Source organism: Cupriavidus sp. WS (genome assembly GCF_000395345.1).
In the GTDB taxonomy this organism is placed as follows: Bacteria; Pseudomonadota; Gammaproteobacteria; order Burkholderiales; family Burkholderiaceae; genus Cupriavidus; species Cupriavidus basilensis_B.
In genome coordinates, this window is record NZ_AQPL01000263.1 from 1 (window position 1) to 12493 (window position 12493).

The 12493-nt window shown below is 67.6% G+C and carries 12 protein-coding genes, 1 tRNA gene and 1 pseudogene; 6 read left to right on the forward strand and 8 right to left on the reverse strand.

The window, feature by feature from the left end; genetic code table 11:
* From K206_RS38900 to K206_RS0121170, 3 genes and pseudogenes are all read left to right on the forward strand, one after another.
* A pseudogene (locus K206_RS38900) lies at positions 1-372 on the forward strand (bifunctional salicylyl-CoA 5-hydroxylase/oxidoreductase); the annotation flags it as partial.
* A 40-nt stretch (positions 373-412) separates the two neighbouring features.
* Positions 413-2026, forward strand: a complete 1614-nt coding sequence (locus tag K206_RS0121165) for an AMP-binding protein (protein WP_020204390.1) — start codon at positions 413-415, stop codon at positions 2024-2026.
* A 58-nt stretch (positions 2027-2084) separates the two neighbouring features.
* Positions 2085-2477 (forward strand): RidA family protein, encoded by a 393-nt coding sequence (locus K206_RS0121170; RefSeq protein ID WP_020204391.1) that lies wholly within the window; start codon positions 2085-2087, stop codon positions 2475-2477.
* A gap of 182 nt (positions 2478-2659) precedes the next feature.
* On the opposite strand, the gene K206_RS0121175 is transcribed toward K206_RS0121170, so the two are convergent.
* From K206_RS0121175 to K206_RS0121185, 3 genes are all read right to left on the reverse strand, one after another.
* The gene (locus K206_RS0121175) at positions 2660-2893 is read right to left on the reverse strand and encodes a DUF2798 domain-containing protein (protein WP_020204392.1); all 234 of its coding nucleotides are present in this window, start codon (positions 2891-2893) and stop codon (positions 2660-2662) included.
* Between the two features lie 105 nt (positions 2894-2998).
* Positions 2999-3733 carry a cysteine hydrolase family protein gene (locus K206_RS0121180; protein ID WP_020204393.1) on the reverse strand — a complete coding sequence of 245 codons (735 nt, stop codon included), beginning with the start codon at positions 3731-3733 and terminating at the stop codon, positions 2999-3001.
* A gap of 116 nt (positions 3734-3849) precedes the next feature.
* Positions 3850-4440, reverse strand: coding sequence for a TetR/AcrR family transcriptional regulator (locus K206_RS0121185; RefSeq protein ID WP_020204394.1), 591 nt, complete (start codon positions 4438-4440; stop codon positions 3850-3852).
* A gap of 275 nt (positions 4441-4715) precedes the next feature.
* Here K206_RS0121185 and K206_RS0121190 point away from each other — a divergent pair, with 275 nt between their 5' ends.
* Both K206_RS0121190 and K206_RS0121195 read left to right on the forward strand, forming a co-directional pair.
* Positions 4716-5231: a helix-turn-helix domain-containing protein gene (locus K206_RS0121190; RefSeq protein ID WP_029043896.1), complete on the forward strand. Its 516-nt coding sequence runs from the start codon at positions 4716-4718 to the stop codon at positions 5229-5231.
* Positions 5228-5842 (forward strand): PIN domain-containing protein, encoded by a 615-nt coding sequence (locus tag K206_RS0121195; RefSeq protein WP_020204396.1) that lies wholly within the window; start codon positions 5228-5230, stop codon positions 5840-5842. Before K206_RS0121190 ends, K206_RS0121195 begins: the two co-directional genes overlap by 4 nt.
* Before the next feature lie 135 nt (positions 5843-5977).
* Here K206_RS0121195 and K206_RS0121200 read toward each other — a convergent pair.
* The 5 genes from K206_RS0121200 to K206_RS0121220 form a co-directional block, all read right to left on the reverse strand.
* Positions 5978-6054: transfer RNA gene (locus K206_RS0121200), tRNA-Met, on the reverse strand.
* A 206-nt stretch (positions 6055-6260) separates the two neighbouring features.
* Positions 6261-7961, reverse strand: coding sequence for an MFS transporter (locus K206_RS0121205; protein WP_029043897.1), 1701 nt, complete (start codon positions 7959-7961; stop codon positions 6261-6263).
* Between the two features lie 257 nt (positions 7962-8218).
* Positions 8219-8521 (reverse strand): DUF4212 domain-containing protein, encoded by a 303-nt coding sequence (locus K206_RS0121210; RefSeq protein ID WP_020204398.1) that lies wholly within the window; start codon positions 8519-8521, stop codon positions 8219-8221.
* 74 nt (positions 8522-8595) lie between these two features.
* Positions 8596-10161 carry a sensor histidine kinase gene (locus K206_RS0121215; RefSeq protein ID WP_020204399.1) on the reverse strand — a complete coding sequence of 522 codons (1566 nt, stop codon included), beginning with the start codon at positions 10159-10161 and terminating at the stop codon, positions 8596-8598.
* Between the two features lie 85 nt (positions 10162-10246).
* Positions 10247-10933: a response regulator transcription factor gene (locus tag K206_RS0121220; RefSeq protein WP_020204400.1), complete on the reverse strand. Its 687-nt coding sequence runs from the start codon at positions 10931-10933 to the stop codon at positions 10247-10249.
* 286 nt (positions 10934-11219) lie between these two features.
* On the opposite strand from K206_RS0121220, the gene recA reads away from it, so the two are divergent.
* Positions 11220-12287, forward strand: a complete 1068-nt coding sequence (gene recA / locus K206_RS0121225) for a recombinase RecA (RefSeq protein ID WP_020204401.1) — start codon at positions 11220-11222, stop codon at positions 12285-12287.
* Positions 12288-12493: the final 206 nt, after the last annotated feature.

Consider the following 12493-nt stretch of genomic DNA (forward strand, 5'->3'; position numbering starts at 1 on the left):
ATCGCGCGCGCGTTCAAGGCCGCGGGCGCCGACATGATCGACTGCTCCTCGGGCCAGGTCAGCAAGAAGGAGAAGCCGGTCTACGGCCGCATGTTCCAGACGCCGTTCGCCGACCGCATCCGCCAGGAAGCGGGCATCCCGACCATCGCCGTGGGCGCCATCAGCGAAGCCGACCACGCCAACAGCATCCTCGCCGCGGGCCGCGCCGACCTGTGCGCGGTGGCGCGCCCGCACCTGGCCAACCCGGCGTGGACGCTGACCGAGGCGGCCAAGATCGGCTACGCGCCGGTGGACTGGCCGCGCCAGTACCGCTCGGCCAAGGCCCAGATGGAGGCGAACTTCGCGCGCGAGAAAGCCGCTTCGGCGAACTGACGCACGGCGACCATCCACACCGCACCGAGGAGACCGCGACATGGCCGACAGCGCCCACGTCGACACGTTCGCCCGCGACAACCTGCCACCGGCCGAACTCCAGCCGGCGTACCGGTTCGAGCTGCCCGAGCTGCAGTTCGGCGAGCGCCTGAACTGCGCCACCGAGCTGCTCGACCGGCACGTCGGGCAGGGCCGCGGCGAGCGCATCTGCATCCGCGCGCCGGGGCTGGCGTGGACCTACGCCGAGCTGCGGGACAAGGCCAACCGCATCGCCAACGTGCTGGTGCGCGACATGGGGCTGGTGCCGGGCAACCGCGTGCTGCTGCGCGCGCCCAACAACCCCATGCTGGTGGCGTGCTGGTTCGCGGTGATGAAGGCCGGCGGCATCGCGGTGGCCACCATGCCGCTGCTGCGCGCCAAGGAGCTCAAGGCCATCGCCGCGATCGGCCGCGTCACGCACGCGCTGTGCGACGCGGCGCTGGCCGCCGAGCTGCGCCTGACCGCGCTCGACGCGCCGGCGCTGCGCCAGATCCGCCATTTCAACTACGACGGGCCGGACAGCCTGGAAGCGGCGATGGAGCGCGCCTCGCCGCATTTCGACAACGTCGACACCGCGGCCGACGACACCTGCATCTTCGGCTTCACCTCGGGCACCACCGGCGTGCCCAAGGCGACCATGCATTACCACCGCGACGTCATGGCCATCTGCGCCTGCTGGCCGCGCCACGTGCTGCGCGCGAACGAGGACGACGTCTTCATCGGCAGCCCGCCGCTGGCGTTCACCTTCGGCCTGGGCGGGCTGGTGCTGTTCCCGATGTCGCTGGGCGCCTCCACGGTGCTGCTGGAGAAGGCCAGCCCGCCGCAACTGCTGGACGGCATCGGCGAATTCGGCGCCACCGTGCTGTTCACCGCGCCCACGTCCTACCGCACGCTGGCCGCGCGCAGCATCGAGGTGCGGCGCACGCCGCTGCGCAAATGCGTGTCGGCCGGCGAGGTCCTGCCGGCAGCCACGCGCGCGCTGTGGAAGGAGGCCACCGGCATCGAGCTGATCGACGGCATCGGCGCGACCGAGATGCTGCACATCTTCATCTCGCACGACGAGCGCGGCGCGCGCCCGGGCGCCACCGGCAAGCCGGTGCCCGGCTACCGCGCCAGGGTGGTGGACGCCGACGGCCGCGAAGTGCCGCCGGGCACCGTGGGCCAGCTTGCCGTGCAGGGTCCGACCGGATGCCGCTACCTGGCCGACGCGCGCCAGCGCGACTACGTGCGCGACGGCTGGAACCTCACCGGCGACGCCTACCTGATGGATGCCGACGGTTATTTCTTCTACCAGGCACGCGCCGACGACATGATCGTCTCGGCCGGCTACAACATCGCCGCGCCCGAGGTGGAGGACGCGCTGATCCTGCATCCGGCCGTGGCCGAGTGCGCGGTGATCGGCGTGCCCGACGGCGAGCGCGGCCAGATCGTCAAGGCCTTCGTCGTGCTGCGCCCGGGGCAGGCCGGCGACGCGGCGATGGCGAAGGCGCTGCAGGACTTCGTCAAGCAGACCGTGGCGCCCTACAAATACCCGCGCGCCGTCGAATTCACCGACAAGCTGCCGCGCACGCAGACCGGCAAGCTGCAGCGCTTCAAGCTGCACGGGCCGCAATGAGCGCGGGCTTGACCGTCAGGCAACCGACAAGAACCCAACCGACCTGGAGCCAACCGTCATGCAAGTCCTCCTTCCTCCCGGCTGGCCGCGCCCGCGCGGCTACGCCAACGGCGTATCCGCGCGCGGCCGCACGGTGTTCGTGGCCGGCATGATCGGCTGGGATGCCGACGGCGTGTTCCACACCGACGATCTCGCGGGGCAGGTGCGCCAGGCGCTGTCGAACATCGTCGCGGTGCTCGCGGCCGGCGGCGCCCGCCCCGAGCACATCGTGCGCATGACCTGGTACGTCACCGACAAGCGCGCCTACGTGGCCGCCTACCCGGAGATCGGCAAGGCCTTCCGCGAGATCATCGGCAGCTTCAACGCGGCCATGACCGCGGTGGAGGTCTCGGCGCTGATCGAGGACCGCGCCAAGGTGGAGATCGAAGTCACGGCGGTGGCGCCGGACTGAGGGCAAAAAAAAGAGCCCGTGCGGCGGACTCGAAGCGGCTCTTTCTGGTTCATCCTCTTGGCGGGTTTCTCCTCCAACTCTTCCGGTCGGGCGCTCGTGTCGAATGAGCGGGACCAGTGTAGCGGCGGAGATTCGCCACGGCAGCTAGGGAAAGCGATCAGGCACGCACACTGCCGCCATCGCTATCGCTCCGGCCGGGTGATGCGCTCCACGGCACGGCGGATGACGGGCACCGCCAACACGACGACCGGCAGCATGACCAGCCACGACATGGCCCACGAGCGCAGCCAGTGACCGATGAAGGTGCCTTCGGCGACGAAGGGCAGGTTCGCGATGGTCGCGGCGATCGCGCAGGTCAGTCCCGACTGGAGAACGCCAAAGACGAAATGGCCGTATCGGCTGGGAATATGCGGCATGGGGTCCGGCCTGCGTTAGCGAAGGCGTTCGCGGAGGCGTTTGCGATGGAGGAGAAGCGCCGGCGGGAGCGGCACGGCGCGCCGGCCGTGCCGCTCCCGGCCGCGCTACGCGAGTTGCGCCACCGCTTCCCGGGTCGTCCACAGCGCGTGCGCGAGGAACCGGTAGTTGATGATGGCCGCCAGATAGCCGTCCCCGTCGGGCAGGCGCGGGCCGGCGGTGGCGTCCCGGACCACGGCGACCTCGAAGCCCTGTTCGATCAGTTCGCGCAGATGCGACTCGATGCACATGTTGGCTGCCATGCCGGCCAGGATGACCTGCGAGACGCCCTTCTTGCGCAACTGCAGCACGAGATCGTTGGTCTCCGGGCCATAGACCTTGTGCGGCGAGGCGATGACGGTCTTGCCGTCGAGGATGTAGGGCTTGTATTCCTCGAGGAAGTCGGCGCCGGAACCTTCGAACTCGTCCACGGTGAGCGGGCCCTTGCGGTCGAACATGCCGATGCTGTGCATGACCTTCTCCAGGGGGCCGCCGAAATGCCATTCGTGGTCCTGGGGATAGTAGTAGTGCGGCGACACGGCGACCGTGATCGCGGCGGCCTTGGCGGCCTGGAACAACCGGCCGATGTTGGCCACCGTGTCGTTCTCCGTGATGCTGGCGCCGACCATCGACCAGGTTGCGCCCTGCGGGCTCAGGAAGTCGTTCTGGGGATCGACCACCACCAGCGCGGCCTTGGCCGGGTCCAGCCTGAAGCCGGTCGCCGGCAAGGCGGGGTTCGCCGGATCGGCGTAGGGGCTGGCCGCGGCCTGCTGGTTCGCGTCGGAGTTGCTTTGCTGGGTCATGACATTCCTCTGTGCTCGGGATGGGTTGGTGCTTCGGGGACTGGCGGGCGGCTCCCGCCCGATCCGGCTGGTCTCTTTTATAAGTGACCAGTCGGTTTATAAAAAGCGGAAAAAAATCAGCGCAGCAGGCGCGGCAGGACAAGGCTCTCGAAACGCGCGAGCGCCGCGCCGCTGCGCTCGACCTTGCCGCGCATTACCGCGCCTTCGAAGCCTTCGACGAGAATCGCCGCGAGCGCGTCCGGATCCTGCCCGGCCGCCAGATCGCCGCGTTCCTGCGCTTCGCGCAGGCAGGCGCTCAGCGCGCTTTCCCAGCGGCCCAGCACGCCGGACAACACCTGCCGCGTTTCCGCGCTGTTGTTCGACAGCTCCAGCGACAGGTTGCCGATCAGGCAGCCCAGCGTGAAATCATGGCGGCGGTGGTCCTCGGACAAGGCGTGGAAGAACCGCGCAACGCGCTCGAGCGGCCGGACGCGCGCATCGTACAGCAGCGGCCCGTGCCTGGCCTCGATCGACAGCCAGTAGCCTTCGAGGATCTCGCCGGCAAACGACTCCTTGCTGTCGAAGTAGTTGTAGAACGAGCCCTTCGGCACCTCGGCCGCGGCCGTGATGTCCTGCACGCCGCAGCCGTTGAAGCCCAGCTCGAGCACCACGTCGCGCCCGGCGGCCAGCAGGCGGGAACGGACTTCGGGATTGGCGGGTCTTGGCATGGTGGATCGTGCTATGGGTTGGGACGGGTTTTAAGATAGTTGGTCATCTATTTATTGTCAATGGGAAGTTGGTTTGTTTCGTTGGTTGGATGATCGAGGGGGAGAAGCCCGGCGTGTTGCCGGCGTTCGGGACGACGCGCGCCAAGGGGAGGTGAGTCGTGCGCAGTGTTCACTTGCGGAAGACCGGCGTCATCGGACGCGCTCATTCTTCTGGTCGACATCGGGAGTCGTTTCGAGTATTTCGAGTATTTCGAGATTGTGCTAGCATGGAACGCATGACTACCAAGCAGGCTTCCTCCCCTTCCCGCAAGCGACGTACCGCGCCGGCCGCCAGTCAGGCGACCAGGGCGCGCGCGGAGCCTGCCCGTGGCGTACCGATGTTCGAGCTGTCGTTCGACGTCGAGCCGGTCGTGTCCGTTGTCCGGCGCCACGTCAAGCTCAGCAAGGAAGCCGACGAGGCTATCACGCACGAACTGGTCGAATTGCTGGGGGGCGCGATCGTGCAGCTGCGGACCACGGAGCACAAGGCGCCGGCTCGACGGGCCGCGCCGGCTCGCAAGGAGGAGCCGCTGCTCACCACCGAGCAGGCGGCGCGGCTCGTCGGCGTCAGCCGGCCCTACATGGCCAAGCTGATCGATTCCGGTGCGGTGGAACTGCATCAGAAGGTCGGCAACCAGCGCCGTGTGCTGCGCAGCGCCGTGACCCGCTGGCAGGAGGCTGAACGGGCGCGGCAGGCCAGGGCGCTCAAGCGTCTGGCCGAGGATCTGGACGAGGAAATCCTCTCGTCGTGAGCATTCCTGTCGTTGCCGATGCCGATACGCTGTTTGCGGCCACGACGCGCGGGATGCTGATCTATCTCGACTACGAGGGGCCGATCAAGCTGCACTGGTCGCCGCTGATTCTCGATGAGGTTGGCCGGGCGCTGGTGGAGACCGGACGGAAGAAGACGCTGGAAGATGCCAGGGCGCACGAGGCGCGCATGCGCGATGCCTTGCCCAATGCGCTGGTGTCGGTGAAAGACGTGCAGGCCCAGTTCCAGGCCGTGGCGCCGGCAGTGCGGTCCGCGAAGGACGCGCACGTTGCAGCTTGCGCACACTACCTGATCGCCGCCAAGGCATATCCCGGCACGCCCGCGGTCGCGCTGGTGTCGCGCAATACCAGGGATTTCAGGAAGGCCGCGCTCGCCGGGCTAGGTATCGTGCTGCAAAAGCCGGATGCCTTTCTCGACGGATTGACAGTGGCACAGCCGGATGAGGTCGCGGCGGCGTTCCGCCGGTTCCGTCTGGATCTGGCTTCCAGGCCCGAACCGGAGGCGCTGCTGGCGCGCCTGGAGCGGGATGGGCAGGTAAAGACCGCACAGCGGCTGCGCGGCTTGCATCAGGCGCGGACGATCGCGCTCTAGGCTTGTTCCTCAGGCGATGGTGGCGCCCGGTCGATTTTCTGTCCCGGGAGCAAACTCCGCGCAACCGCAGGCCGCAGGCAAATCGCAGACAAGAAAAAAAGGGCTTCCAGTTGCCTGGAAACCCTTTTCAAATACTGGTGGCGAATCAGGGACTCGAACCCCGGACCTGCGGATTATGATTCCGTCGCTCTAACCGACTGAGCTAATTCGCCGTTGAAGACCGAAATTATACCTGGGCTTTCAACGCTGTCAACACCTTCCCTGAAAAAGTTTCAGGACGCCGCCGCGGGCCGCGTAGGCCGTGTGCGCAAAAAAAAGCCGGCGGACCTTGCGGCCCGCCGGCTGGAGCGACTGATTACCGGGTCAGTCTTGCCTGCGTATTCCTGCAGCCTGCTGGCCGCGTATGCGCGAGGTCCGTTCAGTCGTTGGCGTAGATGTCGAGGTCCTTGGTTTCCCGCACGAACAGGGAGCCGAGGACCAGCGTCACGCCGGCGATGATGATCGGGTACCAGAGGCCGTAGTAGATGTTGCCGTTCTGCGCCACCAGCGCGAAGGAGATGGTGGGCAGCAGGCCGCCGAACCAGCCGTTGCCGATGTGATACGGCAGCGACATCGAGGTGTAGCGGATGCGGGTCGGGAACATCTCCACCAGCATGGCGGCGATCGGGCCGTACACCATCGTCACGTAGATGACGAGGATGACGAGGACCACCAGCACCATGATGGTGTTCATCTGCGCCGGGTCGGCCTTGGTCGGGTAGCCGGCCGAGGCCATCGAGCTGCCCACTTCCTTCTTGAACGCGGCGATCTGCTTCTTGCTGGCGTCGTCGAAGCTGTGGCCGGCGGTATCCAGCGAGGCGTTGAAGGCGTCGATCTGCTTGTCGCCGATCTTCACCGAGGCCACCGTGCCGGCCGGGGCTTCCACCACTTCATAGCTGGCGGAGGCTTGCGCCAGGGTCCGCTTGACGATGTCGCAGGAGCTGCGGAAATCGATCTCGCGGGCGATCGGGCTGCCCTGGAACGAGCACTGCTTGGGATCGGCGGTGACGACGATCTGCGCGGTCTGCTGCGCGCGTTCCAGCGCCGGGTTGGCGTAGTGGGTGAGCGCCTTGAACAGCGGGAAGTAGGTCAGCATCGCCAGCGCGCAGCCGGCCATGATGATCCACTTGCGGCCGATCTTGTCGGACAGCGAGCCGAAGAAGATGAAGAACGGCGTGCCGATCACCAGCGCGCCCGCGATCAGCAGGTTGGCGGTGGTGGCGTCGACCTTGAGCACCTGGGTCAGGAAGAACAGCGAGTAGAACTGGCCGGTGTACCAGACCACGGCCTGGCCGGCGGTCAGGCCCACCAGCGCCAGGATCACGATCTTGAGGTTGCGCCATTGGGCGAACGCTTCGGTCAGCGGCGCCTTGGAGGTCTTGCCTTCGGCCTTCATCTTCTGGAACGCCGGCGATTCGTTCATCGACAGGCGGATGTAGACCGATACCGCGAGTAGCAGGATCGAGACCAGGAACGGAATGCGCCAGCCCCAGTCGTCGAAGGCCGCGCCGGTCAGGTTGCGGCACAGCAGGATCACGATCAGCGACAGGAACAGGCCGAGCGTGGCGGTGGTCTGGATCCATGCCGTGTACGCGCCGCGCTTGCCGTGCGGGGCATGCTCGGCCACGTAGGTGGCCGCGCCGCCGTACTCGCCGCCGAGCGCCAGGCCCTGCAGCATGCGCAGCGCGATCAGGATGATCGGCGCCGCCCAGCCGATCGTGGTGAAGCCCGGCAGCAGGCCCACGATGAAGGTCGACGAACCCATGATCAGGATGGTCACGAGGAAGGTGTACTTGCGCCCGATCATGTCGCCGAGGCGGCCGAACACCAGCGCGCCGAACGGCCGCACGATGAAGCCGGCGGCGAAGGCCAGCAGCGCGAAGATGAACGCCGCGGTGGGGTCCAGTCCGGCAAAGAACTGCTTGGCGATGATGGCCGCCAGCGAACCGTAGAGATAAAAGTCGTACCACTCGAATACCGTGCCGAGAGAGGAGGCGAAAATCACCTTCTTCTCTTCGGCTGTCATTGCCGAACCCTGGGCGCTGCCGCCGGGCATCGCTACGTTCTGCGCGTTAGCCATTGTCTCCTCCGTTTTGAGATCGGAATCGTTCGGGTGGGCAGCGGGCACGCGTGGCGCGGACACAGCACAGCCACCGAAGTTCAATGGATTGTGGGAGGCGAAACTTACTGCGTTCTGACAATTTCCGCCCCGTTCGCCACTAAACGCTCGGGGTATACGCTAGGCAAAAAAACGCGCCGCGATTGCTGCGGCGCGATGCCTTGCGGCCTTGTCGGCGGGCCGCTTCCGCACTGGGCACGGCGGTCGTGGTTTTCCTGCTATGCAGCATCCTGGCCGCGATGGCGGGGCGTGGTCGATGTGGTGGTTCCGTCATCGCTTTCGTCGGCCGTCAGGTTCATGCGCCATGCGTAGAGCGCCGCCATCAGCACGTAGACCACCAGCGCGCCCTGCGCGCCGACCCAGAACGAGAACGGCCAGCCGAAGAAGTCGAAGCGCAGCTCGCGCGCGAACCAGGCGACCACGAACGTGACCACGAACCAGATCGTCAGCAGCACGGCGATCCAGCGCAGGTTGTGGCGCCATGCGCGGCGCGCGGCAGGAGAGGGCTGGCCGGCCGGCATAGGCGGCGTAGGCTGAACAGGCGAGATGGGCGGAACGTGCGCCGCAGGCTCGACGGGCGACTGGCCGGTATCGCTCATGCGGCATCCCCGGCGACGGGCCGGCGCAGCGTGACGCGGAAGCACGCTCCGGCCAGGCGCGGCTCGGTCTGGTAGACGTTGTCGACGATGGCGACGTCGCCGCCGTGCTGCTGCACGATCTCGCGCACGATGGCCAGGCCCAGGCCGCTGCCCTGGGTCTGCGTGCCCAGCACGCGGTAGAAGCGCTCCATCACGCGTTCGCGCTCGGCCACCGGGATGCCGGGGCCGGTGTCTTCCACCTCGAGGTAGGCGAACGGCTCGAACGCGTCGGCGCGCACGCGCACGGTGGCGTGGCCGCCGGCGGGCGTGTAGCGGATCGCGTTGTCGATCAGGTTGTTGAGCATCTCGGTGAGCATCAGGCGGTTGCCCTGCACCATGACGGGATGATCGTCGGCGTCGACGCCGAGATCGATGCGGCGCGCCCACGCCTGCGGCAGCCAGTCCTTGACCACCTCGCGCGCGAGCGCGCCCAGGTCCAGCGGCGCCATGCTGCCGGCGCCGGCGAGGTTCTCCATGCGCGCCAGCGACAGCAGCTGCGTGACCAGGTGGGCGGTGCGCTCGGAGCTGCCGGCGATCTGCGCCAGCGACTTGCGCAATTCCTCCGGCGTCTGCTCGCGCTGCGCCAGCTCGGCCTGCATGCGCAGGCCGGCCAGTGGCGTCTTCATCTGGTGCGCGGCATCGGCGATGAAGCGCTTCTGCGTCTGCACCGACATGTCCAGGCGCGCGAGCAGGTCGTTGAAGGACGCCACCAGCGGCGTGATCTCCTGCGGCGCGGCGTGCTCGTCGATGGGGCTGGTGTCGCCGGGGTTGCGCGCGCGGATGCGCTGCTGGATCGCGTTCAGCGGCGCCAGCCCGCGCGTGAGGCCGAACCACACCAGCACCACCGCCAGCGGCAGGATCACGAACTGCGGCAGGATCACGCCCTTGATGATTTCATTGGCCAGGCGCGCGCGCTTGTCCAGCGTTTCGCCGACCTGCACCAGCACCGGCTGGGTGTCGCTGCCGTGCTTGAGGTCGACGTAGGTATAGGCCACGCGCACGTCGTTGCCGGCCACGCGGTCGTCGCGCAGCGACACCAGCCCGGCGTGGCCGCGGTCTTCCTCGCTGGGCAGCGGCAGGTCGTTGTCGCCGGCGACGAACTCGCCGTGCGTGCCGACCACCTGGTAGTAGATGTTGTCGCTCTCGTCGGCGCGCAGGATCTCGCGCGCGGACAGCGGCAGCTGCAGCGTGACGCGCCCGTTGACCTCGCGCACCTGCTGCGAGAGCACGATGGCGCTGGCCTCCAGCGAGCGGTCGAACGGCCCGTTGGCGATCGACTTGGCCACCAGGTAGGTCACGGCGATGCTCATCGGCCAGAGCAGCAGCAGCGGCGCCAGCATCCAGTCCAGGATCTCGCCGAACAGCGAGCGCGGCGACGGGTGGCCGGCGCTGTCCTCCAGATGGGGCAGCGCCTCGGCCAGCGCTTCGTCGCCAGGACTGGCATCGGGCGCGGCGGAGTCGGGAGGCGGCGTGGCGGGCCGGGCGGCCCGCGCACGCCGCCGGGGCAGTCGCAGCAGGCTCATGGGGAAGGGTTCGGGTGGTCCGTGGCGGGCAGGCCGGAAGAACGACGCGGGGCGGGCGGCAGGATGGGCGAGGTCTCCCGGCCGGCTAGCCGTGCACCGCGGCGGCCTGGTATTTCTCCAGGCAATAGCCCAGGCCGCGCACCGTGGCGATGCGGATGCCGCCCACCTCGATCTTCTTGCGCAGCCGGTGCACGTAGACTTCGATGGCGTTGTTGCTGACTTCCTCGCCCCATTCGCACAGGTGGTCCACCAGTTGTTCCTTCGAGACCAGCCGCCCGGTGCGGGTCAGCAGGATTTCCAGCAGGCCCACCTCGCGCGCGGAGAGGTCCAGCATCTCTTCGTTCAGGTAGGCGATGCGGCCGACCTGGTCGAAGGCCAGCGGGCCGTGATGCGTCAGCGTGGCGCCGCCGCCGGCGCCGCGCCGCACCAGCGCGCGCACGCGCGCTTCCAGCTCGGACAGCGCGAACGGCTTGGCCATGTAGTCGTCGGCGCCGAGGTCCAGCCCCTTGACGCGCTCGTCCACGCCGTCGGCGGCGGTCAGGATCAGCACCGGCAGCATGGCGCCGCGCGCGCGCAGGCGCTTGAGCACCTCCAGGCCGGGCAGGCGCGGCAGGCCGAGATCGAGGATGAGCAGGTCGAAGGTCTGGGTGGACAGCGCCGAATCGGCCTCCATCCCGCTGGCCACGTGGTCGACGGCATAGCCGGAGTGGCGCAGGGAGCGCGTCAGGCCGTCGGCCAGCACGTCGTCATCTTCAGCGATCAGAATACGCATGGTTGTCTCCACCCAGGCTCGGCTTTGTCGCCCCTTTGCCACCGGGTGTCGCCGGCGGTGCGGGCAGGGCTTGCCAAGCATACTGTTTTTTTATACAGTACCCGCTTGTTCCGGTCGCATTGTGCGCGGCCGGCATTTACCAGATTTTTCCGCCGCCTCTCATGCTGCGCGCCGATGCCACGGGCGGGTCGCGTACCGGGGCGGGCGGCGGAGCGGGCGCAAGCCCGCAAAAGCAGGCAGCGCGCCACATGCGGCCTATTTATACACCATTGACGGAAGGACGACCATGGATGACGGCAAGAAGGCGGGTGCTGGCGTAAGCGCCGAAAAGCAGAAGGCGCTGGCGGCCGCGCTGGCCCAGATCGAGAAGCAGTTCGGCAAGGGCTCGATCATGAAACTGGGCGAAGCCGAAATCGACCAGGACATCCAGGTCGTGTCCACCGGTTCGCTGGGCCTGGACATCGCGCTGGGCGTGGGCGGCCTGCCGCGCGGCCGCGTGGTGGAGATCTACGGTCCGGAATCGTCGGGCAAGACCACGCTGACGCTGCAGGTGGTGGCCGAGATGCAGAAGCTGGGCGGCACCTGCGCGTTCATCGACGCCGAGCACGCGCTCGACGTCAACTACGCCGGCAAGCTCGGCGTCAACGTGGGCGACCTGCTGATCTCCCAGCCGGACACCGGCGAGCAGGCCCTGGAAATCACCGACGCGCTGGTGCGCTCGGGCTCGGTCGACCTGATCGTGATCGACTCGGTGGCGGCACTGGTGCCCAAGGCCGAAATCGAAGGCGAGATGGGCGACTCGCTGCCCGGCCTGCAGGCCCGCCTGATGAGCCAGGCGCTGCGCAAGCTGACCGGCACCATCAAGCGCACCAACTGCCTGGTGATCTTCATCAACCAGATCCGCATGAAGATCGGCGTGATGTTCGGCTCGCCTGAGACCACTACCGGCGGCAATGCCCTCAAGTTCTACGCCTCGGTGCGCCTGGACATCCGCCGCATCGGCTCGATCAAGAAGGGCGACGACGTGATCGGCAACGAAACCAAGGTCAAGGTGGTCAAGAACAAGGTCTCGCCGCCGTTCCGCGAGGCGTTCTTCGACATCCTCTACGGCCAGGGCATTTCGCGCCAGGGCGAGATCATCGACCTCGGCGTGGACGCCAAGATCGTCGAGAAGTCGGGCGCCTGGTACAGCTACAAGGGCGAGAAGATCGGCCAGGGCAAGGACAACGCGCGCGAATACCTGCGCGAGAATCCCGACATCGCCGACGAGATCGAGAACAAGGTGCGCGAGACGCTGGGCGTGGCACTGATGAACGGCACGCCGGCCGCCGCGGTGACGGCCGACGCGAGCTGAGCGGGGCCGGGCGGGGCGCGTTGAGGGCATCGGAGGGCCATCGGGGCCGGCTGGAGTTGAGCCTGGCTCTGGTGGTCGGTGGTCTGCCGATTTCGCGGGGCTTTCTCGTCCGTTTTCTTGCCTGCTCTTTTGTTCGATCTCGCCTGATGTCCGATCTCGCCTGATTTCGCTTGATTCCGGCCGGGGCGGCGCGTGCATTGGCACGC